The 25,823-nt window shown below is 51.5% G+C and carries 26 protein-coding genes; 10 read left to right on the top strand and 16 right to left on the bottom strand.

Annotation, left to right across the window (positions count from 1 at the left end):
- The first annotated feature begins 199 nt into the window (after positions 1–199).
- Complete coding sequence (recA, locus tag DCC81_RS02110) at positions 200–1,213, top strand: recombinase RecA (RefSeq protein WP_108684940.1); 1,014 nt, start codon at positions 200–202, stop codon at positions 1,211–1,213.
- Between the two features lie 608 nt (positions 1,214–1,821).
- Positions 1,822–2,274 (top strand): DUF1572 family protein, encoded by a 453-nt coding sequence (locus DCC81_RS02105; RefSeq protein WP_108684939.1) that lies wholly within the window; start codon positions 1,822–1,824, stop codon positions 2,272–2,274.
- A 316-nt stretch (positions 2,275–2,590) separates the two neighbouring features.
- Here DCC81_RS02105 and DCC81_RS02100 read toward each other — a convergent pair whose 3' ends face one another.
- The 8 genes from DCC81_RS02100 to radA all read right to left on the bottom strand — a co-directional run bounded on the left by DCC81_RS02100 (position 2,591) and on the right by radA (position 10,360).
- A complete protein-coding gene (locus DCC81_RS02100; RefSeq protein WP_108684938.1) occupies positions 2,591–3,166 on the bottom strand; it encodes a disulfide bond formation protein B in 576 nt (191 codons plus the stop codon).
- An 11-nt stretch (positions 3,167–3,177) separates the two neighbouring features.
- Positions 3,178–3,333 (bottom strand): DUF5993 family protein, encoded by a 156-nt coding sequence (locus DCC81_RS25475; protein WP_165806402.1) that lies wholly within the window; start codon positions 3,331–3,333, stop codon positions 3,178–3,180.
- Between the two features lie 138 nt (positions 3,334–3,471).
- The gene (locus DCC81_RS02095; protein WP_108684937.1) at positions 3,472–4,083 is read right to left on the bottom strand and encodes a cysteine peptidase family C39 domain-containing protein; all 612 of its coding nucleotides are present in this window, start codon (positions 4,081–4,083) and stop codon (positions 3,472–3,474) included.
- 503 nt (positions 4,084–4,586) lie between these two features.
- A complete protein-coding gene (ricT, locus tag DCC81_RS02090) occupies positions 4,587–6,068 on the bottom strand; it encodes a regulatory iron-sulfur-containing complex subunit RicT (RefSeq protein ID WP_240612871.1) in 1,482 nt (493 codons plus the stop codon).
- Positions 6,069–6,297: 229 nt separating this feature from the next.
- A complete protein-coding gene (locus DCC81_RS02085) occupies positions 6,298–7,437 on the bottom strand; it encodes a DNA polymerase III subunit (RefSeq protein WP_108684935.1) in 1,140 nt (379 codons plus the stop codon).
- 77 nt (positions 7,438–7,514) lie between these two features.
- Positions 7,515–8,045, bottom strand: a complete 531-nt coding sequence (locus DCC81_RS02080; protein WP_108684934.1) for a glutathione peroxidase — start codon at positions 8,043–8,045, stop codon at positions 7,515–7,517.
- 195 nt (positions 8,046–8,240) lie between these two features.
- Positions 8,241–8,939, bottom strand: coding sequence for a ComF family protein (locus DCC81_RS02075; RefSeq protein WP_108684933.1), 699 nt, complete (start codon positions 8,937–8,939; stop codon positions 8,241–8,243).
- 47 nt (positions 8,940–8,986) lie between these two features.
- Positions 8,987–10,360 (bottom strand): DNA repair protein RadA, encoded by a 1,374-nt coding sequence (radA, locus tag DCC81_RS02070; protein ID WP_108684932.1) that lies wholly within the window; start codon positions 10,358–10,360, stop codon positions 8,987–8,989.
- Positions 10,361–11,042: 682 nt separating this feature from the next.
- On the opposite strand from radA, the gene DCC81_RS02065 reads away from it, so the two are divergent.
- From DCC81_RS02065 to pdxH, 7 genes are all read left to right on the top strand, one after another.
- Positions 11,043–11,717, top strand: a complete 675-nt coding sequence (locus DCC81_RS02065) for a zinc metallopeptidase (RefSeq protein WP_108684931.1) — start codon at positions 11,043–11,045, stop codon at positions 11,715–11,717.
- 359 nt (positions 11,718–12,076) lie between these two features.
- Positions 12,077–12,520, top strand: a complete 444-nt coding sequence (gene rplM / locus DCC81_RS02060) for a 50S ribosomal protein L13 (protein ID WP_108686437.1) — start codon at positions 12,077–12,079, stop codon at positions 12,518–12,520.
- A 14-nt stretch (positions 12,521–12,534) separates the two neighbouring features.
- A complete protein-coding gene (gene rpsI, locus DCC81_RS02055) occupies positions 12,535–12,924 on the top strand; it encodes a 30S ribosomal protein S9 (RefSeq protein WP_108684930.1) in 390 nt (129 codons plus the stop codon).
- A gap of 51 nt (positions 12,925–12,975) precedes the next feature.
- Positions 12,976–13,989, top strand: a complete 1,014-nt coding sequence (gene rpsB / locus DCC81_RS02050) for a 30S ribosomal protein S2 (RefSeq protein ID WP_108684929.1) — start codon at positions 12,976–12,978, stop codon at positions 13,987–13,989.
- Positions 13,990–14,130: 141 nt separating this feature from the next.
- On the top strand, positions 14,131–14,958 hold the full coding sequence (gene tsf / locus DCC81_RS02045) for a translation elongation factor Ts (protein ID WP_108684928.1): 828 nt from the start codon (positions 14,131–14,133) through the stop codon (positions 14,956–14,958).
- A 150-nt stretch (positions 14,959–15,108) separates the two neighbouring features.
- Positions 15,109–15,822, top strand: coding sequence for a UMP kinase (gene pyrH, locus DCC81_RS02040; protein WP_108684927.1), 714 nt, complete (start codon positions 15,109–15,111; stop codon positions 15,820–15,822).
- 210 nt (positions 15,823–16,032) lie between these two features.
- Positions 16,033–16,677 (top strand): pyridoxamine 5'-phosphate oxidase, encoded by a 645-nt coding sequence (pdxH, locus tag DCC81_RS02035; protein WP_108684926.1) that lies wholly within the window; start codon positions 16,033–16,035, stop codon positions 16,675–16,677.
- 77 nt (positions 16,678–16,754) lie between these two features.
- Here the strand turns inward: pdxH and DCC81_RS02030 are convergent, their stop codons facing one another.
- The 6 genes from DCC81_RS02030 to DCC81_RS02005 all read right to left on the bottom strand — a co-directional run bounded on the left by DCC81_RS02030 (position 16,755) and on the right by DCC81_RS02005 (position 22,618).
- Positions 16,755–16,877, bottom strand: coding sequence for a 30S ribosomal protein THX (locus tag DCC81_RS02030; protein ID WP_108684925.1), 123 nt, complete (start codon positions 16,875–16,877; stop codon positions 16,755–16,757).
- 178 nt (positions 16,878–17,055) lie between these two features.
- A complete protein-coding gene (locus tag DCC81_RS02025; RefSeq protein ID WP_108684924.1) occupies positions 17,056–17,325 on the bottom strand; it encodes an HU family DNA-binding protein in 270 nt (89 codons plus the stop codon).
- Between the two features lie 393 nt (positions 17,326–17,718).
- Positions 17,719–18,021, bottom strand: a complete 303-nt coding sequence (locus DCC81_RS02020; protein ID WP_108684923.1) for a DUF4286 family protein — start codon at positions 18,019–18,021, stop codon at positions 17,719–17,721.
- A 22-nt stretch (positions 18,022–18,043) separates the two neighbouring features.
- Positions 18,044–18,808, bottom strand: a complete 765-nt coding sequence (locus DCC81_RS02015; protein ID WP_108684922.1) for an exodeoxyribonuclease III — start codon at positions 18,806–18,808, stop codon at positions 18,044–18,046.
- Between the two features lie 12 nt (positions 18,809–18,820).
- A complete protein-coding gene (gene metH, locus DCC81_RS02010) occupies positions 18,821–21,562 on the bottom strand; it encodes a methionine synthase (RefSeq protein ID WP_108684921.1) in 2,742 nt (913 codons plus the stop codon).
- A gap of 39 nt (positions 21,563–21,601) precedes the next feature.
- Positions 21,602–22,618: a homocysteine S-methyltransferase family protein gene (locus DCC81_RS02005; protein ID WP_108684920.1), complete on the bottom strand. Its 1,017-nt coding sequence runs from the start codon at positions 22,616–22,618 to the stop codon at positions 21,602–21,604.
- Between the two features lie 342 nt (positions 22,619–22,960).
- On the opposite strand from DCC81_RS02005, the gene DCC81_RS02000 reads away from it, so the two are divergent.
- Positions 22,961–23,155 (top strand): hypothetical protein, encoded by a 195-nt coding sequence (locus DCC81_RS02000; protein WP_108684919.1) that lies wholly within the window; start codon positions 22,961–22,963, stop codon positions 23,153–23,155.
- A 320-nt stretch (positions 23,156–23,475) separates the two neighbouring features.
- Here the strand turns inward: DCC81_RS02000 and recR are convergent, their stop codons facing one another.
- Both recR and DCC81_RS01990 read right to left on the bottom strand, forming a co-directional pair.
- The gene (gene recR / locus DCC81_RS01995) at positions 23,476–24,096 is read right to left on the bottom strand and encodes a recombination mediator RecR (RefSeq protein WP_108684918.1); all 621 of its coding nucleotides are present in this window, start codon (positions 24,094–24,096) and stop codon (positions 23,476–23,478) included.
- Positions 24,097–24,285: 189 nt separating this feature from the next.
- On the bottom strand, positions 24,286–25,746 hold the full coding sequence (locus DCC81_RS01990) for an Ig-like domain-containing protein (RefSeq protein ID WP_165806401.1): 1,461 nt from the start codon (positions 25,744–25,746) through the stop codon (positions 24,286–24,288).
- Between the last annotated feature and the right edge of the window lie 77 nt (positions 25,747–25,823).

Here is a 25,823-nt window from a genome sequence, read left to right as displayed (position 1 = left end):
AATTTTAAAACTTTTTGCCTGCTACGCACATCCCTTGCGTATTAACCCTGCATCTTTGTAATGTTATCAGCGGGTAACAGCTGCAATAGATCAGCATCCTACTATTTATTTTAGTAAAAATGCTAATTATTTTAGGATAAATCAAAATTGCATATTACCTTAGCACACCATTGAATTCCTAATTACTAAACTTACTACAATGTCTACAGCCAATGCAGAAAAATTAAAGGCCCTTCGCCTTACCATGGATAAAATCGAAAAGGATTTTGGTAAGGGGTCTGTAATGATGATGGGAGAGAAAGGTTCGGAGCCGATGGAATACATTTCCACGGGTTCCCTGGGCCTGGATATAGCCCTTGGTATCGGCGGTTTACCCAAAGGAAGGATCATTGAAATATACGGCCCGGAGTCTTCCGGTAAGACGACCCTGGCTATTCATACAATTGCCGAAGCCCAGAAGAAAGGCGGCATTTGCGCTATTGTGGATGCGGAGCACGCGTTTGACAGTTCTTATGCGCAGCGCCTGGGTGTGGACGTGGACTCTTTGCTGATCTCCCAGCCGGACCATGGAGAGCAGGCACTGGAAATTGCGGATCGGTTGATCTTGTCTGGTGCGGTAGATGTAGTGGTGATCGATTCTGTGGCTGCCCTGGTGCCTAAAGGAGAACTGGAAGGGGAGATGGGAGAAAGCAAAATGGGCCTGCAGGCCCGCCTGATGTCACAGGCCCTGCGTAAGCTCACAGCTACTATTTCCAAAACAAACTGCTGCTGTATTTTCATTAACCAGCTGCGTGAAAAGATCGGTGTAATGTTCGGCAACCCCGAAACAACCACCGGTGGTAACGCCCTCAAATTTTACGCGTCTGTGCGCCTCGATATCCGCCGTATGACCCAGATCAAGGATGGAGAAGAGGCCGTGGGTAACCGCGTAAAAGTGAAAGTGGTAAAGAATAAAGTCGCCCCTCCCTTCCGCCAGGCAGAGTTCGACATTATCTTCGGCCAGGGTATTTCCAAAGTAGGTGAGATCATCGACATGGGTGTCGAATTTGGCATCGTGCAGAAGAGCGGTAGCTGGTTTAGCTACGATGGCAACAAACTGGGCCAGGGCCGCGATGCAGTGAAAACACTGCTGCTGGACAATCCTGGTTTGGCCAATGAAATTGAAGCCAAGATCAAAGCCAAGCGCCTGGAAATGCAGGCCGCCGAAGCGTAATTTTTTTTAAAGCCGTGGGTGGTAGCCCGGATTAACGGTGTATGGCTGCCCACGGTTTTTTCTTTTTAAGTATCCAGCTTTGCTATAGATTTTTTCCAATGCCGTTTTAAGTGCAATTGTTATAACCTGTGTGAATGCAGCACGCATTTGCAAAGGGGAAGGTTTGTACGGTCCATTGGCTCGTACCGTTATGGAAGGAAGGATTTGTGGGAAGGCATTCATTGGCTGGACCGTTATAGAGGACAGGTTTGTGTGGAAAGCATCCGTTGGCCGAACCTTACGAAAGGAAAGGTTCATGCGGTAAGCAACCATTTAACAGGACTATTACGGAGGCTTTACCGGCAGATATCAACAACAGGAATGGTTGATCCAGATCAATGATCTTGTCAATAACGAATAAGAAAAGCATATAGCCGCTGGTCTGTAACCCACGACTGGCAAGGCTGCTACAAATATTTCGCTTATCTATGTAAGCATTGGGTTAGTTAGTAATTTAATCATCCCTGCCTGTTTCCAGGCGGGGAGTTTTTTTGGAAAATGTTTTTGGGAAGAAGATCGGCAGGCAAGAAAGCTTATATTTATAGATACGTTTTGTAAAACCACTGGCTATGTTAACTGAAACCCTCACCCGGTTATTCCGCAGGGACCTGGAAAAGCTCAAAGATGAGCTGCAACAATACCATGACGAACGTAATATCTGGCGCGTTGCTCCGGATATTAAAAACTCCACCGGCAATCTTTGCCTCCACCTGGTGGGAAATCTCAATACCTACATCGGCGCAAACCTGGGCCAGAGCGGCTACGTACGCCACCGCGAACTGGAATTTTCCCTGAAACACATCCCCCGCGCCACGCTGCTTTCCAGCATTGACGATACCATTGCCGTCATCACGAATACACTGCCCAACATAAAAGCCACGGAGGAAGAATACCCGGAAGTGATCTGGGATCAGCGTACCAGCATTGAATACGTACTGATCCACCTGGCCACTCACCTGAATTATCACCTGGGCCAGGTAAATTACCACCGCCGCTTGTTGGATGTAAAGGAGCCGGTCTAAAGGATGGACTTGGGTCGGTTGATGATGTCAACAGGATAAACATGGAGATCACAGCAACAGAAATACTTTGTTGACGCAGGCAATGCATGCATAGCAATGCGCTATCATCAGGCGCCAAAAATATTTGCTTTACTCAATTATCTATTGCGGAAATTATTTGAAATGGTCAGGCAGGATGTTATGAAATGTCCGCCTGTACTGCGTTTCATCAATATGCCCTATGACTTTGGAGGGCACCATGAAAATATTGTTCAAAGCACTGGAGCTCCGATCGGAGTACTTCCCGGGCTGGTTGCATACAAGGAGAGGGATTTGTTTAAAAGAACTTGCCATGGAGCACCTGGTATTCCACCGGATCATCCGGGCAGGGCCCGAAACCGCATTCCAGGAACGCGATCACAAAGTTGCTCACGCAGATGATGAGCAGCAGCCAGCAGGTAAAGCGGATGGCATTCACCATGGAGCGCGGTACAAAGCTGGTCACCTGTGCGGTGCCATCAAATTGCTTTTCAGCAAAGAATAGGAGTGCGATGCAGACTATGCTGGCCAGGAAAATGAGCAGGCACCAGGTGTACAGGTGCAGCCCCAGTACCGGCGAGCCGTAACCGGTGTCGCCCGGCTTGGGCACAATGTGCAGGAAGATCTGCCGGGTAGCAATGCCGGCACCGAGTATGGCGCTGAGTATTGAGATGGCATAGTGCGCCGGCTTAATGCCGTTGCGCAGGTTCAGCATCAGCCCAAAAGCTACGCCCAGCACGCACATGCGCTGCAGCAGGCAAAGCGGGCAGGGAAATTCATGCCCGGCAAATTGTACTACATAAGCGCCGGTCAGTACAAAGCACAAACCCAGTACGCCCAGCAGGTTTATCAGGATAACAGTTTGTTTGCCCATGAATGTGTGCGTTAAAATTGTAAGTCCAGGTGGGAAGTCATGTGGTAGTTCCAGATCCAGCCAATCAATAGCAAGCTGGCTATCATCAGGATGATGGCCGGTTTGCGCCAGCCTTTATAACCAGCCCAGATAGCGATGCTCAGTAAAAAAAAAGGTGCGATCATCATGGCGCTTCCGTTTCACTAAAGGTAAGTAATTTAAAAGAGATGCACAGGCGGGGGCAACGGAACGGGTGCTGGTGGCTGCTTGCAGCTATATGCCATGTTGAAGGAAAGAGGGTGCCCCGTTAAAGCAAAAGGAGAGGTTCAATGCACAGGAATGGCTGCCGCATGGTACGTGGCCACTTTATTAAAGAGCTCATCGTAGCGCACTTCTGCGTTAAAGATGCGGGCATAACGCGCCAGGGCATAGAGCACGGGTCGGTTAGCCTCATCCAGCTGGCCTTTGCGCACCATTTCTTCCCACTTGGCAGTGGGGCCGTAAGCCTGCTTGAAATGGGAGCAAAGCTCATTGTGGAGTTTTACCTGCATATGCCGTGGAAGCAGCTCCGGCAGCATATTGTAGCCGAAGGCCTGCTGCAGGAGGTCACGGGCGGCTTCGTCCTGCTTGCTGATGTAAAAGTACTTGGCCCAGCTGATGCCGGCATTGACCATGATGGCCGCGAAGAGCGGCAGGCAATAAATATTATTGGCAAAGAGCAGCACCATACCTATAACGGGAAGGGTTATACGGGAATAGGCGGCCCATACACTGCGCTCACTGAGCAACATGGGGATGTCTTTGCCCGCGCCGGCCTGGTAATATGTTTCCCGCGGCAGCAGAGGAACGCCGGCAATCGTAAAGAACCTGGTCTTCACAGCCTGGTCGCAGTAGCGGTACAGCGTCCCCGAAAAGTGCGCACCAAAAATAGCGGCCATATTATCTCATGGGTTTAGGTTAGTCAGTGGCAAGGTATAGGAATGCTAATTTAAATATAAAATCTAATTATTCAAATAATTTATAATATATAATGAAAATTTGTTGTGTATAGAGGTACCTTTAGCGAGAATTTAACTGCCTGGCAGCCGCCGGGAACCGGGGCCGGGCGGCTGCGGGAGCCGTAATGCCACGATAGGAGACTGGCCGGGACGAACAGGGGCGCTGCTGGCCACTCACATGGCGCAGCGGGCTTCATAGGTAAGACCAGCCGCCTGGCGGCGACCATCACCTCAACATTCCCCGCTATACTACTGCTACAAACAAAAGGCGCCCCCTTCTCAGGAGGCGCCTTCGCATTCAAATATAAATAGGGTATTACATGTTATTCCTGGTAATTAGAAACAAGGTATTTTCCATCAACTCCTGGCGGGAGATTACCGGTCCTTTCCATCAGTCAATTCCCGGAAAAGATCCTTGCCCCGGTCATTGACACGTCCAAGTATTATGCATCCTTTTTAGGCTGCTGCTGGGATTGCTGCGGTTGTTTCGGGCGGTGGCGCGGGCCACGGTCACGGTGCTTGCCGCCTCCCTGGCCTTGTTGCGGTGCGCCCTCCGGGTTATCGCCACCTTGTTGCTGGGGCGGTCTTTCTCCCTTTGGCTTCTGCTCTCCCCTGGCCGGTCGTTGCTGTTGTGGACGTTCGCCACGGGGCTGGTTGTTACCACCACGGTCCCCACGGGGTTGATTATTGTTGCGGCCTTCACCACGCTCACGGCCTTCGCGTTGCTCACGCTGTTCACCGCGCAGTTCGCGGTCTTCGCGTGGTTCACGGCCTTCGTTCTGTTTTTCTTTATCACCGCGCTGGCGTTGCTTGTCCTTGTTGCCTTCACCACGGTTGCCGCCGCCCTGGGGCTGCTGGCCACCGCCTTTTTGTGATTGCTGGCGGGCTTGCTTGTCGCGGTCTTTCTGTTTGCGTTTCTGGGCATTCTTTTCCAGGGAGCGCAGGCTGATCTGGCCTACCACGTCCACAAAGCCCAGGTCTGCTTCTTTCGCACCCTTGCCAGTCACAACTTCCACTGCCTTCAGCTCATCCGGCTTCTGGCCCTGGCGGTTCATCTGGCGGATCTCCTTCACCCGTTGAATGGTCAGCGGGTACAGCTTGTTGCTGTTGGAGTAGGAGTACCACATCAGGTTCTTGAAAATATCGCGCTTCTGTAAAGATGCGGTGCCGCTGGCCGTTTCAATGGTGTCAGCGTCTTCCGGGAAATCTTTGAGGGCGTCCAGGTAAGTATCCAGTTCGTAGTTCAGGCAGCATTTCAGGCGGCCGCACTGGCCACTGAGCTTCGCCTGGTTAATAGAAAGGTTTTGATAACGGGCAGCGGTGGTGTTCACGCTCTTGAAATCAGTGAGCCAGGTGGAGCAGCAAAGTTCGCGGCCGCAACTGCCTATGCCGCCTACTTTACCGGCTTCCTGCCGGGCACCGATCTGGCGCATTTCCACCTTCACCTTAAATTCTGCGGCAAAGATCTTGATCAGCTCGCGAAAGTCTACACGGTCATCTGCGGTATAAAAGAAAGTGGCTTTGCGGCCATCAGCCTGCATTTCCACTTCTGTAAGTTTCATTTCCAAACCCAGGCTGCGGGCCAGGGCACGGCTGCGCACCAGGGCTTCTCTTTCCCGGCGCTTGTTTTCTTCCATCCGGTGCATGTCTTCTGTAGAGGAGCGGCGCAGTACCTTCTTTACTTCAGGGGTATCTTCTGCACGACGCTTTTTCATTTGCAGTTTTACCAGCTCGCCGGTAAGACTTACCATGCCTACATCGAATCCGCTCACACCTTCCACCGTTACCATCTCTCCTTTTTCAAAAAGCTGGCGCGTTACGTTGCGGTAAAAGTCTTTGCGGCTACCGTTGTTGAAACTTACTTCTATAATATCAAATGGTGCTAAACTATCACTGAGAGGGATATCGGCTAACCAGTCAAACACGTTCAGCCTGTTACATCCTCCTGTGCTACAACCTCCATTGCTCTTGCATCCTTTTGGTTTTCCATCTCCACCCGTACCACATCCGGCACAAGACATATGAGTCAATTTTAAATTTTACAAATAACAAAAATCCAGTCTAATCCCTCAATTTATGGTATTCCGGGCAGAACACCAAAACGAGGGATGTGGACAAAGATAAGGGAATATAACACGGGAAGCGGTCTTCGGCTTACAAAACTGGTAAAGGCTTTTTGCGGAAAATGTGTTGCAGGCGGATGGATAACGCGTGAAAAAGGATCTTGGCGTTAGCATTGCGCTCAATGTGGTAGCTGGCATTGTCCAGCTCCGTGGCTATCTGCTCCAGTTGCTCCAGGTTGGCCAGTTTCTGGATCTTGCCTGCAAAGTCTTTTTCTTCATCAGAGAAGGCCAGCTGGCTTTTGTCCATATACTGCAGGCGCAGGGAATGCTCCAGCAGGTTAATGAAGTAACGCAGGAATTGCTTCTGGTTCTCCCGTCCCATCTTCGGGCTGGCAATGTGCTCTACCCAGCCCTGCAGGCCCACGCGGTTGCCGGTGAAGATGAAATTGAGCCAGTTGCGCAGCAGCTCATAATAATCATCTTCCGCATGTTGCAGCAGGTGCAGGGCTTCCCGGTAGTTGCCGGATGCAATGGTGGCAATCTGCTGTGCCTTCTGCTCCGGTGCCTTGGCCCGGGTTACCAGGGCATTTACCATGTCTGCCTTGGTGAGTGGGTTCACTTTAATAAGGTGCACGCGCGACAGGATGGTGGCCAGGATGGCTTCCTGGTTTTCTGCTACCAGGATAAAAAGGGTATTGGCCGGTGGCTCTTCAATGAGCTTCAGCAGGCGGTTGCCTTCGTTGCCCAGGTACTCAGGCATCCACATGACCAGCACTTTGTACTCGCTTTCAAAGCTTTTGAGGGCCAGTTTGTGAATGATGTCATTACACTCCATGGCCGTGATGTTGCCCTGCTTGTTTTCCGCCCCGATGAATTGCAGCCAGTCATATGCATTGCCGTAAGGATGTACGTCTATGAACTGGCGCCACTCCGCCACGTAATCCGTACTGATGGGCTTATCGCCCGGTTTGCGGGGCACTACGGGGTAGGAGAAATGAATGTCGGGGTGGATGTACTTGCCGGCTTTTATGCAGGAGGCGCATACCCCGCATGCATCGTGGGCCTGTTTGTTCTCGCAGGTAATGTATTGGGAAAAGGCCAGTGCCAGCGGCAGCCCGCCGCTGCCTTCTGGCCCCAGCAGGATTATGGCATGACTGAGCCGGTTTTGCTGCACGGACTGCAGCAGTTGCTGCTTGGTGGCTTCCTGGCCTATGATGTCGGAAAAAAGCATGGACGCAAATTACGCATTACACCTAAAAAAACCGGCGCCTTCACAAAGGCGCCGGTAGCAGTATATTTTGGCAAGCTTTATTTCTCGATAGCAGCAATCACTGCCGGGTCGTCCGGGAGGGTTTTGGGGGCAAAAACGGCCTGTAATTCACCCTGTTCATTGATCAGGTATTTCTGGAAGTTCCAGGTTACCGCAGCGGGCTCCATGTGTTTGGCCACGCTCTGGTCGTACAGCCATTTGTACAGCGGGGCAATATCGTCCCCTTTCACGGAGATCTTGGCCGCCATGGGGAAGGTAACAGCATATTGCTTCGTGCAGAAGGTTTTGATCTCCTGGTTGGAGCCCGGTTCCTGCTGGCCAAAGTTATTGGCTGGGAAGCCGATGATCACCATTTTATCAGCGTATTTATTGTACAGTTTTTCCAGGGCGGCGTACTGGGGCGTGTTACCGCACAGGGAGGCGGTGTTCACGATCATGATCTTTTTGCCCTTGTAGTCGGCCAGGTTGATCTTATTGCCATCAATACCATCTACTTTAAAATCATAAATGCTGCCGGCGCCGGCGGCAAAGAGCATAAAGCTGGAGAGCATAAGAAGAAGACGAAACATAAAATGAGATTTATAAATGTGGTTAATAATTACGCATTACCTGGTTAAGATACGGAAAAAGAGCGGGCAGGGTTGCCTGGCCACAAAGATCCGCCATAATTGAAAAAAGCCGCTACCACTGGCCACAATTTGCCACGGCGGGCCACTATATTTTTAGATAGCAGGGGCTGGGCCTTCGGCCAATGCACACGTTGCTTAATGATCCGCCACCGCCAGGCTGCAAATGCTCACTTCCGCGCCCGGTACCTGCAGCAACAGGGATGCACAGGCCTCCGTGGTAGCACCGGTGGTGATCACATCATCCACCAGTAGCACATGCCGCTGCCCCAGTGCCTGCCCATCCCGCAGGGAGAACATATTTTGCAGCTGCTGCCACCGGTCCAGCCGGCCTTTGCGCGTTTGGGACACACCGGCGCGCTCTCTTTGCAACACGTTTGTCAGCACCTCTACCTGCAGCATTTCCGCAATGCCTTCCGCCAGTAACGCTGCCTGGTTGTAACCCCGCTGTTTCAGCTTTCCGGCAAAGAGGGGCACCGGCACCACGGCCTGTACTTCTTGCCACCAGGGGCTTTCCAGCAACAACCGGCCCATGCGTCTTCCCAGGAAACCAGCTATATCCCGGCGCCCCAGGTATTTGAAAAGGTGCACCAGTTGCTGCACCGGCGATCCACTTTCATAATAATAAGCAGACAAGGCATGCCGGATGGGCGTACGTCCCCGGAAGATACGCTGCACGGGATTTTCCTCCACCAGGTGGTAGTGGGTGAGCGGCAGTTTGTACAGGCAGCGCATGCACAGGATCTCCTCTGTGGGCGTTAGTTCCGCGCCGCAGGTATCACAGTTGTGCGGGTAAAATAATTGTCCCAGCGGGGACAGGAAACGGGTAATGGACATGTGCGCAACAAAATGGGTTGCGTTGGTTTTACAGCAGGATACAGGGCTTAGTGGAATAGTTGTTCATACACTTCTTCCACGCGGCCCACCGTTACCACCTGTATGTTGAACTTGTTGAAGTCAACGCCTTTCTGGTGGTAGCGGGAAATGAATATTTTTTCAAAGCCCAGCTTTTCTGCCTCGGCAATGCGTTGTTCAATGCGGTTCACCGCGCGGATCTCCCCGCTCAGGCCTACTTCCCCGGCAAAACAGATCTTGTGTGGCAACACCTGGTCTTCAAAGGAAGAAAGCAGTGCACAAAGTACGGCCAGGTCTATGGAGGGATCTTCAATGCGGATACCGCCGGTGATGTTGAGGAAGACATCCTTTACACCAAAATGAAAGCCGCCCCGTTTTTCCAGCACGGCCAGCAAGATCTGCAGGCGGCGCAGGTCAAAGCCGGTAGCTGTTCTTTGCGGGGTCCCGTAAACGGAATGGGTGACCAGTGCCTGTACTTCCACCAGCATGGGCCGCATGCCTTCCAGTGTGGCGCCGATGGCCACACCGCTCAGCATCTCGTCGCGCTGGGACATGAGTATCTCTGATGGGTTGGTCACCTGGCGCAAACCGGCCCCTGTCATTTCATAGATGCCCAGCTCAGAAGTGCTGCCAAAGCGGTTTTTGATAGTACGCAGGATGCGGTAGGCATAGTGTTGGTCGCCCTCAAATTGCAGCACGGTATCTACCATATGTTCCAGTATTTTGGGGCCGGCAATAGCGCCATCTTTTGTAACGTGGCCAATGAGAAATACCGGTGTATTGCTTTCCTTGGCAAAGCGTTGCATCTCTGCCGCCGTTTCACGGATCTGTGACACGGTGCCGGGTGCTGCTTCAATAAAAGGGGATTGCAGGGTTTGGATGGAATCTACGATCACCAGGTCTGGCTGCAACTGCTTTATTTCTTCAAAAATGGTCTGTGTATAGGTTTCCGTGAGCAGGTAAAACTGGTCATTTTTGATGTTGAGACGGTTGGCCCGCATCTTTATCTGCGATTCACTTTCTTCACCACTGATATAAAGCGTTTTGAGGTCCGTCATGAGCAGGGCATTCTGCAGGAAAAGGGTAGACTTGCCAATGCCCGGCTCTCCACCTACCAGTACGATGGAACCCGCCACTATGCCGCCTCCCAGCACGCGGTTCAATTCTGCGTCGGGCGAGATCCAGCGCTTTTCTTCGGATGCATCCACGGCATCCAGGTGCACCGTTTTATGTACTTTGGCGGTATCTGTTTTCCACTCCTGCTGGCGCAGTGGAAGATCCTTTTTTACCACTTTTTCTTCTACCAGTGTATTCCATTGTCCGCAGCTCGGGCACTTACCGGTCCACTTGGCTGCTTCATAACCACAATGCTGGCAAAAAAATGCCGTCTTGATTTTACTCATATCGCATAAAGGTAAGTCAAAGTAGAAGTATGAAAAATGAGATAGCAGATAACAGGTGATTGTAACGCGCCTGGAAAAATGTGAACGTGTTTTATGAAAATAAAAGGTTAAAAAACGATCGATAAGGGCATTAAAAACATAAAAAGTGGGGTAAAAAAGGGTCTTTAAAAATAAAAGAGCCAAACGGAAGATTCCGTTGGCTCTTTCTACTTACTAACCCATTAAATTCACGTCTAAATTACAAAATGGGTTCAGAATAAAAAAGTTTATTTGATCGCTGTGAATAACTTTAAATCCAATTTAAATTCGTATAGAAGCCCGTCCAGCCGCCGTTTCGGCAGACGGGCCCCTACAATATTACACGCAATAATCACTCATAAAAAGCTGATTCCGAGGTGCCAGAACCGGGTCTCCGAGGGGGTATTTTTGAGCAGTTAGCGGCATTTTCCGGGCTGACAAAATAGCCTTTTTGTCAGTTTTTCAGGTTTAATTTGTCAAAAAGGCAGTGTTAAATTTTTTGCGGGCAGCGTTTTATCGAACTTATGGAAAAAATGACGGGGTTTTCTTAACAAAAGCCTAAATCCTCCGCTTTTTGGAGGGTTGGATGCTAATTTGTACAGATTGCGTTAATATTACAGTATTAATTTAAATCCTACTATATCGTATGGTTACTCCTGGTGTTATGTTTATCTCCCTGATCTTTATCGTGATCAGTATGATCGTAAGCGGCCTCCTCAAGAGCCGCTTTCGGAAATACAGCGAGATACGCCTGTCGTCCGGCCTGTCCGGCCGCGAAGTGGCGGAGAAAATGCTGCGCGACAATGGCATTTATGATGTTAAAGTGGTGAGTGTGAACGGCTTCCTGTCCGATCACTACAATCCTGCTGATAAAACCGTGAACCTGAGCCCCGACGTTTACGAAGGCGTGAACGTAGCGGCCGCTGCGGTAGCTGCCCATGAGTGCGGCCACGCCGTGCAGCACGCCGCCGGCTATGCCTGGCTGCAGCTGCGTTCCAAGCTGGTGCCCGCGGTGCAGTTTTCCAATACCATCGTGCCCTGGGTACTGATGGGCGGTGTGTTGATGATCCGTGCTTTTCCCCAGCTGTTGCTGGCAGGTATCGTGCTGTTTGCCGTGACCACACTGTTCTCCCTGGTTACCCTGCCCGTAGAATTTGATGCCTCCCGCCGTGGCCTGGCCTGGCTGGATGGTGCCGGCATTACTTATAAAGAAGAGCACGATATGGCGAAGGATGCCCTGTGGTGGGCGGCCATGACCTACGTGGTAGCGGCCCTGTCTTCCGTGGCCATCCTGGTGCAGTACATCCTGATCTACCTGGGCAACAGCCGGCGCAATTAAGAGATAATACTTATTATATATATGAGGCCTGCCTTCCGGGGTGGGCCTCTTTATTATGGGGGGTATTTATATGATGCCAACTGTTCCGTTAGGGAGGTGGTTCGCAGGAGGCTGGGGCGGCGTTGCCTTGCGCATGGCGTCCCGCTAAAACCGGCAGCCCCTGTAAGTGCCTGGTTTTCAATCCCTGCAAGGATGTTTATAACTATTTGTCAAATTTTTTATTGAAAACCAATGTCTTACAGAGGTGCTTTGTAAAAAAGTAGGGTAAACCCATGGTTATTCAAATATCCCGGCATACCTTTGCCCTCCCTGAAAACAGGAAGGAATTTTACAGACGTAAAAACTTTATCGTTTCCAAAATGAACACTTTAAGTTTCAAAACCAAATCTGCCAACGACGCTTATGTAAAGCGGGAATGGCACGTCGTAGATGCTACGAACCAGACGGTGGGCAGAATGTGCGCGAAAATCGCCGCCATCCTCAGAGGTAAGAACAAGCCTTACTATACTCCCCACACTGATTGCGGTGATTATATCATTGTGATCAACGCCGATAAGGTGAAATTCACCGGTAACAAGCTGGCTGACAAAGAATACCTGACCTTCACCGGCTACCCCGGCGGTCAGAAGAAAGAGATCGCTAAGGACCTGCTGAACCGCCGTCCGGAAGTGGTGATCGAGCGCGCTGTAAAAGGTATGCTGCCGAAGAACCGCCTGGGCCGTGCGATGTACAAAAAACTGTTTGTGTACGCTGGTGCTGAGCATCCGCACACTGCACAGAAACCTTCTCCCTTAACTTTCTAATTTTTCTTTAATAAATGGAAAAGCAAAAGAACACAGTAGGTCGTCGTAAAGAAGCAGTTGCCCGCGTATACATCAGCAAAGGCACCGGTGCTATTACGGTAAACGACAAGGATTATAAAGTATATTTTCCCCTGGTATACCTGCAGAACCAGGTAGAACTGCCCCTCAAAACCATCGACGGCGTTGACAAGTTCGACGTGAAGGTGAATGCAAACGGTGGTGGTATCAAGGGCCAGGCAGAAGCGATCAAGCTGGGTATCGCCCGCGCACTGTGCGAAGTGAACCCCGAGTTCCGTCCTGCACTGAAAGCCCTGGGCCTGATGACGCGTGATTCCCGTGGTGTTGAACGTAAGAAACCGGGTAAACGTAAAGCAAGAAGAAGCTTCCAGTTCTCTAAACGCTAATACCTACCCTGGCTTTAGCATTCATAATCCTTTAATTGAGTATAAGTTATCATGGAAAATACTTCATTACAGCAGCAGCTTCTGGAAGCAGGTGTACACTTTGGTCACCTGAAGAAAAAGTGGAATCCTAAAATGCTGCCTTACATTTTCGCAGAAAAGAAAGGTATTCATATCATCGATCTGAACAAGACCGTAGAAGGTCTGCAGGATGCAGCAGCAGCCCTGAAGTCCATCGCCAAGAGCGGTAAGAAGATCATGTTCGTAGCCACCAAAAAACAAGCTAAGGAAATCGTTAGCGAAGTGGCCCGCCGCGTAAACATGCCTTATGTTACAGAAAGATGGTTAGGTGGTATGCTGACCAACTTTGCCACCATCCGTAAGAGCGTTAAGAAGATGCAGAGCATCGAAAAAATGCTGAACGACGGTACCTTCGAAAACGTAACCAAGAAAGAACGCCTGACCCTGACCCGCGACAAGGAGAAAATGGAAAAGGTACTGGGTGGTATCGCCCAGCTGGCCCGTGTGCCGTCAGCGCTCTTTATCGTAGACATCGCGCACGAGCACATCGCGCTGCTGGAAGCCAAACGCCTGGGTATCGCTACCTTCGGTATGGTGGACACCAACTCCGATCCTACGAAAGTTGATTTCGCAATTCCTGCGAACGACGACGCAACTAAATCTATCGCAATCATCGTAAACTACATCGCAGCCGCTATCGCTGAAGGCCTGTCCGAAAGAGCGGTAGAAAAAACTGACGACGTAGCGGAAGAAGAAGATACAGACGAAACCGCAGCTTCCTTCGACGTAGAAGGTGGTGAAGAACGTGACCGCAACCGCCGTGGTGGTGGTCGTGGTCAGGCCGGTGGCGCTGGTGGCCGTGGTCCTGGCGGTCCTGGTCGTGGTCCTGGTGGCCCCGGTCGTGGTCCTGGCGGTGGCGCCGGCCGTTCCGGTGGCGCTGGTGGCCAGCGTCGTCCGTCCGGTACTGGTGGCGGTGGTCGTGGCCCTGGTGGTCCCGGTCGTGGTCCCGGTGGTCCCGGTCGCGGTCCTGGTGGCGGCAGCCGTTAAGTTTTTGTGAATCGTTAATGGTTAATTGTAATCGTCGGCCTGGTGGCAGTATCTTGCCTGCCGGTGCGGTGATTGCGGTTAACCATTAACCACATTATACACAAGCATCTATTTAAGAAACTTTTAAAATCTATATAGCTCATGGCAACAATTACAGCATCTGATGTAAACAAGCTGCGCCAGCAAACTGGTGCCGGCATGATGGACTGTAGAAAAGCACTGGTAGAAAGTGACGGCGATTTCGAAAAAGCAGTAGACTACCTGCGCAAGAAAGGTCAGAAAGTAGCTGCACTGCGCTCCGACCGTGAAACCAAAGAAGGTGTTATCATCGCCAAGACCACTGCAGACGCTAAGTCTGGCGTGATCGTAGCGCTGGGTTGCGAAACCGACTTCGTTGCAAAGAACGAAGACTTCATAAAATTCGCCCAGTCTATCGTTGACCTGGCCCTGGCCAGCGGCGTGAAGACCGTGGAAGAACTGAATGCTGCATCACTGGAAGGTGCTACCGTTGCTGACAAGATCAACGACCAGGTAGCCAAGATCGGTGAGAAGATCACCCTCAGCAAATTTGAAAGAATTGACGCTGCCGGTGTTACTGCCTACATCCACGGTAACTACCGCATGGGTGTGCTGGTGGGCTTCACTACTGCCGTAGAAGAAGAAGTAGGTAAAGGCATCGCGATGCAGATCGCTGCTATGAACCCCGTTGCAATCGACGCGGATTCCGTAGCACCTGAAACCATTGCCCGCGAAAAAGAGATCGCTATCGAGCAGGTAAAAGCGGAAGGCAAAACCGGCGACATGGCAGAAAAGATCGCTATCGGTAAAGTGAACAAATTCTTCAAAGAAAATACCCTGATGGGCCAGGCTTACGTAAAGGACGCCGCCGGCAAATCAGTAGGAGATTACCTGAAATCTGTGAACGCTGACCTGAAGGTAACTGCCTTCAAACGCGTAGCACTGGGCTAATCAAACTTTTAATAAAAAAAGGAGGGAACAAAAATTCTCTCCTTTTTTTTACGCCCTGCCGCCAAAGCTGGCGCAGGTTACAACAGAATGCTTATATTCGGATACGGGAATAGCATTGCAAATCATCTTTTTACAACCTTTCTAAGCAGCATGTTGCCAAAGTATAAGCGAATCCTGCTCAAACTGAGCGGCGAGGCCCTGATGGGTGAAAACAGTTATGGAATTGATCACAAGGTAATTACCCAGTACGCACAAGAAGTGAAAGCCATCACAGACCTGGGTATCCAGGTGGCCATCGTGATAGGCGGGGGCAATATTTACCGCGGTATGAATGAAGCCGAGACAGGCATTGAACGCGCACATGGCGACTATATGGGCATGCTGGCCACCGTGATCAACGGGATGGCCCTGCAGAGCGGCCTTGAAAAAGCTGGCCTGTACACCCGCCTGCAGTCTGCCATCAAGATGGAACAGATCGCAGAGCCTTACATCCGCCGCCGCGCCATCCGCCACCTGGAAAAAGGCCGCGTGGTGATCTTCGGCGCCGGTACCGGCAATCCCTACTTTACCACCGATACCGCCGCTTCCCTGCGCGCTATCGAGATCCAGGCAGACGTGATCCTCAAAGGCACCCGGGTAGATGGCATCTACACTGCCGATCCTGAGAAAGATCCCGCCGCCACCCGCTTTGAAACCATCACCTTCTCCGAAGTCTACCAGAAATCACTGAACGTAATGGACATGACCGCCTTTACACTCTGCCAGGAAAACAAACTGCCCATCATCGTGTTTGACATGAACAAGGTAGGCAACCTGATGCAGGTGATCATGGGCAAGCCCGTAGGCACCCTGGTACAAGGCTAAGTTGTAACGGATATTTTTTGAAGGGCACTCCATAATGAGTGCCCTTTTTTTATGGCATGCAATGATATTGCTCATACCCTGGAGTGCGCTACAGCAGGCTGCTTGCCGGCAGATGTTTGCACATGTCATTGATTAAGTCATGCATGGCCATGTGGTTTTTTTCTGTTAACACACTTACCTTTGACGCATCAACAATTCCCCCTGACAGTCATGTTCAATCAACAGATAGCAGACCTGCGTAAAGACTACAAACAATCTTCCCTGGACGAGAAAGAAGTAGCCGCAGATCCCATTGCACAATTTGAAAAATGGTGGCAGCAGGCCACCCACAGCGATATTGCAGAGCCCAACGCCATGACCCTGGCCACCGCCAGCAAAGAAGGCAAACCATCTGCCCGCATCGTGCTGCTGAAAAGTTTTGATGCGGATGGCTTCGTGTTCTTCACCAACTACGAAAGCCGCAAAGGCCAGGAACTGGCGGATAATCCTTACGTGACCCTGTTATTTTTTTGGCAGGAACTGGAACGCCAGGTGCGCATTGAAGGTGTGGTGTCAAAGACCAGCGCCGCCGTCAGTGATGGTTATTACAACAGCCGTCCGCTGGGCAGCCGTATAGGCGCCATTGCATCGCCCCAGAGCCGCGTGCTGGCAGACCGGAAACTGCTGGAAGAACAGGTACAAATGCTGGCGGAAAGATACGTGCTGGAGGCCCCCCAGCGCCCCGCTTACTGGGGAGGCTATGTGGTGAAGCCCACGGCCGTAGAGTTCTGGCAGGGCCGCAGTAACCGCCTGCACGACCGCATCCTGTACACGCAGGACGGAGGGAGCTGGAACGTGGCAAGATTGGCTCCCTGATCAAACCGATAGATTGCTCCCACAATAGAAAAGGCCCTCCGAAGTGCATCGGAGGGCCTTTAATGTCTTTGGAACGGTTATTTACCGGCAGCAGTTTTAGCGGCGGCAGCAGTGTTCTTGTTTACTTTAGCCGGTCTGGATTTGCCGAAAGATCCTTTGAAGATCTTACCTTTTTTGGTTTTTACGTCACCTCTACCCATGATAGAATTTATTTGTTGTTGTTAATGAGATTGGCCGCAAGCGCGGCTTTCCGGCTGCAAAATAACGATTAAATCAGAATATTCCACCATACCGCACGCGGCCGGTACTACAACCGGTATAAAAACAAAAAGCAAGGAACGGAGACCGCACCTTGCTTGAATGAGTTGTTTGAACTGGTTAGAGCTTATCGGACAAAGCTTTACCGGCTTTAAACTTAGCCACTTTCTTAGCTTTGATCTTGATGATCTGGCCAGTCTGAGGGTTTCTACCGTTACGTGCAGCACGTTTGGTTACAGAGAAAGTACCGAAACCTACCAGGGTTACTTTACCACCTTTTTTCAGGCTGTCAGCAACAGCTTTGGTGAAAGAATCCAGGGCTTCGTTAGCCTGAGTCTTAGTGATACCGGCATCTTTAGCCAGCTTGTCGATTAATTCGGCTTTGTTCATAGTTAGTAAGATTTAACTAGTGAAAAATGTTTGATGTGAGCAAATATAAAGTGTTTTATCAGATTACCAAATTATTTAAGCCCTTTGTAAAAGTTTTTTTATCGGCTGAAAGGGCCTACAGGTAACGGTTACAGCCGATGGGATGTTTGACCGGCACGTATATCATACAACATATCAAGTCCGTAAAAGCGCACTGGTGGCTGGTTTACAACGCTTTCTATCTATAATGCTGCCATGTACCAAGTATTATACCAAACCTTCAAACCCTTTAGGGGCGGTGGATTACCTGTGGATAAGTTTAAAACCAGAAGGTGGTATACCTACGTAAAAAGGCCCGTAGACTTAGCGTTTACGAGCCTTTGAGCGGTTAATATCTTATCAGTGAGGTTATTTTTATACCACTTGCATCACGGTGCGGAAGCTTACAAACTGGTCGCCAAAGCGGTCAAAAGCCCGCTTCAGGAAGGCGGCAGCATGCTCTTGCTGAAAGGTCTGGTAGTTTTCCACGGTGTCAGCGAAACACTGCACCACGTAGGTGGATCCATCACTGTCGTCCTGCTCCAGCAGCCTGCACACGCGGTAGTCGTGAAACAGGCCTGTTTGTATAATGGCCGGCAGGTAGTCCTGTTTTATCCAGGTAAGCCAGGCCCCTTCTATAATGGGCGATACTTTCGTAGTGATATTGAAAATGATCATGTTCAAAGGTACGTTTCAGTAATTATACATCCAGCTCCAGGAACACCGGGCAGTGGTCTGAATGCTTGATATCCGGCATAATATGGGCGTCGGAAAGTTTCTCCAGCATGGGCGTGGTTACGTTAATGTAATCAATACGCCAGCCTTTGTTATTACCCCTTGCACCGGCCCTGAACGTCCACCAGGTATACTGGTGCGGGTCCTGGTTAAAGTGGCGGAAAGTATCCACAAAACCGCTGGCGAAGAACTTATCCATCCAGGCCCGTTCTTCCGGCAGGAAACCGGATGATTTCTTATTGCCCACGGGATCATGAATATCGATGGGTTTATGCACAATATTATAGTCACCGCATACTACCAGGTTGGGGCGGGTTTCCGCCAGTTCCAGCAGGAAACCATGAAACTCGTCCAGCCATTGGTATTTGTACGTCTGGCGCTCTTCCCCGGTGGTGCCGGAGGGGAAATAGGCGTTGATAAGGGTGATGTCACCAAAGTCCAGGCGGATCACCCGGCCTTCAAGATCGCTCTGGGCATGGCCGGTGCCATAGAACACGTTATCCGGCTTTATTTTGGTGAGCACGGCCACGCCGCTATAACCTTTCTTGGAGGCAGAGTGCCAGTAGTGCTCGTAACCCAGTGCTTCAAACTGCGCAAAGTCTACGTTGTCTTTATGGGCCTTTGTCTCCTGCACACAGATGATGTCTGCGGGATCTGTTTTTAACCAATCGGTAAAACCCTTGGTCATGGCGGATCTTACGCCATTCACATTGTATGATATGATCCTCATGCGCTGGTTTGATTACATGTCGTATTCCAGGATGGGGCGCAGCCATTTTTCTGCTTCTTCCACGGTCCAGCCTTTGCGGCGGGCGTAGTCTTCCACCTGGTCTTTTTCAATTTTACCGATACCAAAATAACGCGAAGCGGGGTTGGCAAAATACCAGCCGCTTACGCTGGCCGCGGGGTACATGGCCAGTGACTCTGTAAGGGTAATGCCGGTATTGCCCGTAGCATCCAGCAGGTCAAACAGTTTGAACTTCTCTGTATGTTCCGGGCAGGCGGGATAGCCAGGGGCCGGGCGTATGCCACTGTAAGCCTCGTCTATCAACTGGTCATTGGTAAGATGCTCTTCTGTGGCATAGCCCCAGAACTCTTTGCGCACGCGCTCGTGCATCAGCTCCGTAAAGGCTTCCGCCAGGCGGTCTGCCAGGGCTTTCAGCATAATGCTGTTATAGTCATCATGTTCTTCCTTGAACTGCGCTATCCACTTTTCAATGCCAATGCCGGCTGTTACCGCAAAGCCGCCAATGTAGTCCTGCTTCCCGGTAGCCTGGGGAGCAATGAAATCAGCGAGTGACATGTTAGGCTGGCCCGGCGCTTTCTTGATCTGCTGGCGCACATGCTCCAGGTTCACCGGTGCGGTGCCCGGTTGTTCCGGCGTTACGGTAATGGTATCCGGCGCCGTGGTATTGGCCGGCCAGAAACCTATTACTGCATTGGCCTGCAGCCATTTTTCCTTTACAATACGGTCCAGCAGGGCGCGTGCATCATCGTATAAACGGGTGGCTTCCTTGCCTACAATTTCATCCTTCAGGATCTGCGGGAATTTACCATGCAGCTCCCAGGAAATGAAGAAAGGATTCCAGTCGATATAAGGCACAATTTCTTCCAGCGGGTAGTGCTCAAACTTCTTAATGCCGGTAAAGGTGGGCCGCACCGGTTTAAAGGTGTTCCAGTCCACCGCAGCGGGGTTTTGCTGGGCTACTGCAAAGGGCAGGTATTGCTTTACCTGCTTTTTATTTTTGAAGGCTTCGTTCAGCTTCTGGTATTCTCCCTGTACTTCGGTGAGGAAGTTCTTTTTGAGTGCTTTGTTCAGCAGGCTACCGGTCACGGTTACACTCCGCGATGCATCCAGTACGTGCACTACACCGTGCAGGTATTCCGGTGCTATTTTTACCGCAGTGTGGGTGCGGCTGGTGGTAGCGCCGCCAATGAGCAGGGGCACATCAAACTGCTGGCGTTTCAGCTCACGGGCCACGTGCACCATCTCATCCAGGCTGGGGGTGATGAGGCCACTGAGGCCTATGATATCTACTTTCTCTTCGCGGGCGGCCTGTAATATTTTTTCTGCGGGCACCATGACGCCCAGGTCTATGATATCGTACCCGTTGCAACCCAGTACCACGCCTACAATGTTCTTCCCAATGTCGTGCACATCACCTTTCACTGTGGCCAGGAGGATCTTGCCGGCAGATTTTATTTCGCCGCCGTTCTTCTCCACGTTCAGGCGTTTTTCTTCTTCAATGTAGGGCGTGAGCACGGCTACGGATTTCTTCATCACGCGGGCGCTTTTCACTACCTGGGGCAGGAACATTTTGCCGCTGCCAAACAGGTCGCCCACGATGTTCATGCCGTCCATCAGGGGGCCTTCGATCACGTCCAGCGGGCGTGGATATTGCTGGCGGGCTTCTTCCGTATCTGCTTCAATGTAATCGGTAATGCCATTCACCAGTGCATGGCTGAGACGCTCCTGCACGGTGCCCTGGCGCCAGCGCTCGTCTTTTTCCACCACCTTGCCCTTGGCCTTTACGGTTTCGGCGAAGTTGATCAGCCGTTCAGTAGCGTCCTGGCGGCGGTTCAGGATGGCGTCTTCACAAAGCTCGCGCAGTTCCGGTTCTATATCGTCATAGATCTGCAGCATACCGGCGTTTACAATGCCCATGTCCATGCCGGCGCGGATGGCGTGGTAGAGGAACACGCTGTGCATGGCCTCGCGCACTACGTCGTTACCGCGGAAGGAGAAGGAAATATTACTAACACCACCGCTTATTTTAACCAGGGGCATCAGGGCCTTGATCTGGCGGCAGGCTTCTATGAATTCTACTGCGTAGTTATTGTGCTCTTCAATGCCGGTGGCAATCGCGAAGATGTTGGGGTCAAAGATGATATCCTGCGGGTCGTAGCCTACCTGGTCTACCAGGATCTTGTAGGCACGGTGGCAGAAGGAAACACGTTTTTCCAGTGTATCGGCCTGGCCGTTCTCGTCAAACGCCATCACGACCACGGCGGCTCCAAATGCCTTGCAGATAAAGGCCTGTTCTATGAATTTGGCTTCGCCTTCCTTGAGGGAAATGGAGTTCACCACGCACTTGCCCTGCAGGCATTTGAGGCCGGCCTCAATGATGCTGAACTTACTGGAATCTATCATCACCGGGATCTTGGAGATGTCCGGTTCTGCGGCCAGTAGGTTGAGGAAAGTGGTCATGGCCTGCTGCCCGTCCAGGAGGGCGTCGTCCATGTTCACGTCCAGGATCTGCGCGCCGTTTTCCACCTGCTGGCGGGCTACGGAGAGCGCTTCCTCATATTGACCTTCACGCACGAGGCGGGCAAATTTCTTGGAGCCGGTTACGTTGGTGCGTTCACCCACGTTGATAAAATTGGTCTCGGGGCGCACCACCAGGGGTTCCAGGCCGCTCAGGCGGAGGTAGGGGCGGATCACATTTGCAGTATCTGCAGTAATTGCATTCAGATCAGTACTCATTTATAACTCGGAGGGATGTGCGATCAGTAAAAAAGTTGGCTATACCAGGGTGTCCACCAGTTGTGGCAGCGGGCGGGCGGCAATCGTTTTCACGTGTTCTGCCATATGGCGGATGTGATCCGGTGTGGTACCGCAGCAGCCTCCCACAATATTTACAAAGCCGGAGCGTGCAAAGTCCTCTATGATGTGGGCGGTGTCTTCCGGTTCCTCATCATAGCCGCCAAATGCGTTTGGCAGGCCGGCGTTCGGATAGCAGCTCACATAGCAGCTGGCAATGCGGCTCAGTTCTTCCACGTAGGGGCGCATCTGCTCACCACCCAGGGCGCAGTTGAGGCCCACGGAGAATGGCCGGGCGTGCATTACGGAGATGTAAAAGGCTTCCAGCGTTTGCCCGCTGAGGGTGCGGCCGGAGGCGTCTGTGATGGTGCCGGAGATCATGATGGGCAATTCTTTTTTACCCGTATCCCGGAAATATTTTTTAACGGCAAAGATGGCCGCTTTACAATTCAGGGTATCAAAGATGGTCTCAATGAGCAGGATGTCTGCACCACCGTCTACCAGGCCGGAGATCTGCTCGTAGTAAGCATTGGCCACCTCGTCAAAGGAGACGGAGCGGAAGCCGGGATCGTTCACATCCGGGGAGAGGGAGAGTGTTTTGTTCATAGGCCCGATGGCGCCGGCTACAAAGCGGGGCTTTTCAGGGTTCTGCGCGGTGAATTTTTCGGCCGCGGCCTTGGCCAGGCGGGCAGAGGCCACGTTCAGCTCATAGGCCAGTGCCTGCAGGTCATAGTCTGCCTGGGCAATGGAGGTACTGCTGAAGGTATTGGTCTCGATAATGTCTGCCCCCGCTGCCAGGTATTCCTCGTGGATGGCGGAGATCACTGCTGGTTTGGTGATGCTGAGCAGGTCGTTATTTCCTTTGAGGTCGCTGGGGTGGTTGGCAAAACGTTCGCCGTGGTAGTCGGCTTCTTCGAGCTGGTAACGTTGGATCATGGTGCCCATGGCGCCATCAATGATCAGGATGCGCTCCCGGGCGCAGTCGGCTAATGATTTCATGAGAGAGGCGTTTATTAGTTACGATGAATAAATGCCTGGCAGCCGAACAATAAACAAATCCACTGCCAGACGAGCTATGCAAAGATAACAAACCCCTTTGTCTTCTCCACAAATAAGTGCCCCGGCCACTTTTGGCGGCAGCGCTAAAATTTTTTTTGGAGTTTTATAAAAGTCTACTACTTTTGTAGGGTAATCAAACCAACAGCATTACCAACATGGACCAGCGTTTCTTCTCCACTATGCGTGCCACCACCCCGATGCATAATTGTCATGCACGGTCCCGCTGTTGTTGGGCCTAACCCGGTTTCCCGGTTTTTTATCATTACAACAAAATCATAAGCCATGACTATCTCAAAGGATTTCCAAAGCCTGGAGCAGCATCTGGCGCAGTACGGCTTACAGGCAGTAGCCATTGAGCAACACACGCCGGAAGTATTTAAAGTATGTTTCCTGAATAAAATAGAGCGGGCCCAGTGGGAGAAGCAGCGCCATGCGCAGGGCGGGCTACCATTGTGTAGCAACAAACAAAGTAAATAGACCGGGCCTCCTGGGTCAATATATTTTCATAACGTGGAATTACAGGTTGAAAACAAACGGGTGTTGTCGAGCACCCGTATTTTTTTTGCGCTGATTTGAAGCCGGAGGGTAATTTTCAGGTGACAATTTCCAATACCAAGCAGGGTTTAAGGGTGCCAACGCCTGGTTCCTGGGAACCGGGATAATGCCGGCTCCGGGCCCGGTTCCTAAACTAACATACAGCAAAAGGTCCGGCTCCCGGGTATGCATCCCGGGAGCCGGACCTTGTTATATCTTGTAAATTGAAGTTGAAAGTTGTGATTTCCCTGGTATCGGAAATTTTACTTCTGCTGCACGTAATTCTCCAATGGCAGCCGGTTAAAGATAGACCTGGCAAGGGTCATTTCATCCGCATATTCCAGCTCACCGCCAAAGGCAATGCCGCGGGCGATGGTGGTTACTTTTACAGGAAGGTCCTTTAGTTTTTTGGAAAGGTAGTAGATCGTGGTATCGCCCTCAATGGTGGGGCTGAGCGCCATGATCACTTCCCCGATGCTTTTTTCCCGCACCCGCTCCACCAGGCTGTGGATATTGAGCTGGTCCGGGCCCACGCCATCAATGGGGGAGATGATACCGCCCAGTACGTGGTACTTCCCGTTGTACTGCTGGGTGTTTTCAATAGCCATTACATCGCGGATGCTTTCCACCACACACACCAGGCCATCATTGCGGGTGTGGCTGGCACAGATAGTGCACACTTCATCGTCAGATACATTGTGGCAATGCCTGCAGAATTTTATCTGCTCCCGCATGCGGGCCATGGCGTCGCTGAACTGCTGCACCTGGGCGGGCTCCTGCTTCAGCAAATGGAGCACCAGCCTGAGCGCCGTCTTCTTCCCAATGCCGGGCAGGCGGGCAAATTCATTAACCGCAGTTTCAATCAGCGCAGATGAGAAAATCATAGGGTGCAAAGATACTTGATTGGAGGGATTTAATGGTTGTATCAGGTCCTAAGCCCCAGGTACTTCCCTGGAGGTGCGAAGCGGCCTGCCCAGGTTACAGCAGAAGGCCCATGCATTTGTAAATACATGGGCCTTAGTTATCTGGCAGTTAATATTTCTTTAGCGCAATAGATACCTGAGACCTATTTCTTACAATCTCAACTCCGGCTTCACCAGCCAGTTTGCCTTAATATGCTGTATTTCAGGGAAGGTGACCACCCGCTCGGGTTGTTTTTTGGGTGTGCCGTAGTACACACCGCGGTCCCACTTGCCATTACCATTCCGGTCCAGCAGGATGCGGATCTCGTAATCACCGGGCTGCACCAGGTGCTGGATCCACGTGCCGTTGCTGCTGATCTTGCCGGAGTACCGGATGCCCTTGTCCCTCACCAGCTGCACTACATAATCTACCGGTTCGTTGGCAGCGGCTGCGCGCATACTGTCGCTCAGGACCAGGTGCAGGAATACTTCGCCGTAGTCCTGGGTGCGTTTGGCCACAAAGTTTACCGTGTCCGCCTTTTTCAGGCTGTTGTTATTGGTGTCTACAACAAAGCCGGGCAGTACCACCAGGCGGTAGGGCAGGCCGGATCTCCATTTGTAGCCTATGTTCAGGCGGGTGTGGGTGGAGTCAAAAGTGGTGGTGAAATTCACCGGGTCCAGGGTAGTGTCTTCATCCAGCTCCATGCGCGTAGTGTCTATAGAGCGGATGGGGAAGTTAAAGGTGAGGTGCATGGAGTCTGTAAGTTCCTGCTTGCCACCATCCAGGTTCACGCCCATGATCAGGCGGGGCTTCTTCTTTTTATCCTTTTCCTTTTTGTTGTTTTCTTCCGGCAGCAGCGTGCTGTCCACCGGCTTTTTGATCAGGGAGGTATCTGTTTCTGCAAAGGTGAGCAGGTTCACATCCGCCAGGTTACGGTTGATGGTGATCAGGCTGTCCGGGAAGGCAATAAGCTCTGAAGGATCATCGTATTGCAGGTCTTTATTCTCTTCTTTGAGGGCAAAGAGCTTGTAGGTGCCGGGCGCCAGGTTTTTGAACCGGAAGCTGCCATCACCGCGGGATTTGGTGTAGTACACCGGTTTTTCCTTGGTCACCACGGAGTCGTCGTCCAGCTTGCGGTACAGCATCACGGCTGCGTTACTGTCTACCCGCCCTATTTCCGCGTTAATAATATGCCCGCTGAGCTGGAGGGAGTCCAGGTAGTTGCCGGTAGACACCACGTATACAAATTCCTGCACGGAATTGCGCTCGTTCACGTCCTTGATGGCATCTGCAAAGTTGAAGGTGTAAGTGGTATTGGGCTGCAGTGTGTCCTTGATGACCATGGTCACGGAATGCAGCTTGGCAGTGACCTGGGGCGGTCGCTTCAGTGTGGGCGATACCACCAGCTTTTCATTCACGTTGTCCAGCTGCACATATTCGTCAAAAAGGAAGGTCACCTTATGAGTGTTGAACCCCAGGGTAGAGTCTGCGGGCGTGGCGCGCAGCACCACGGGAGGCAAGGTGTCCTTGGGCCCGCCCATGGGAGGCACAATGTTGGCGCAGTGTGTCATGCACACCGAGGAAATAAGTAAGACCAGCCAAAACGCCAGGTGCCCGAAAATCCGATTCATATTCCTTTGGTTCAAAAAAGTAACGCGCAAATGTACGGAAAACATGCCTTTACCCGCGGGCGCCATTGGCCGCAGGC

It is taken from the genome of Chitinophaga parva, assembly GCF_003071345.1.
Lineage (GTDB): Bacteria > Bacteroidota > Bacteroidia > Chitinophagales > Chitinophagaceae > Chitinophaga > Chitinophaga parva.
This window is presented reverse-complemented; position numbering and strand designations above follow the sequence as displayed.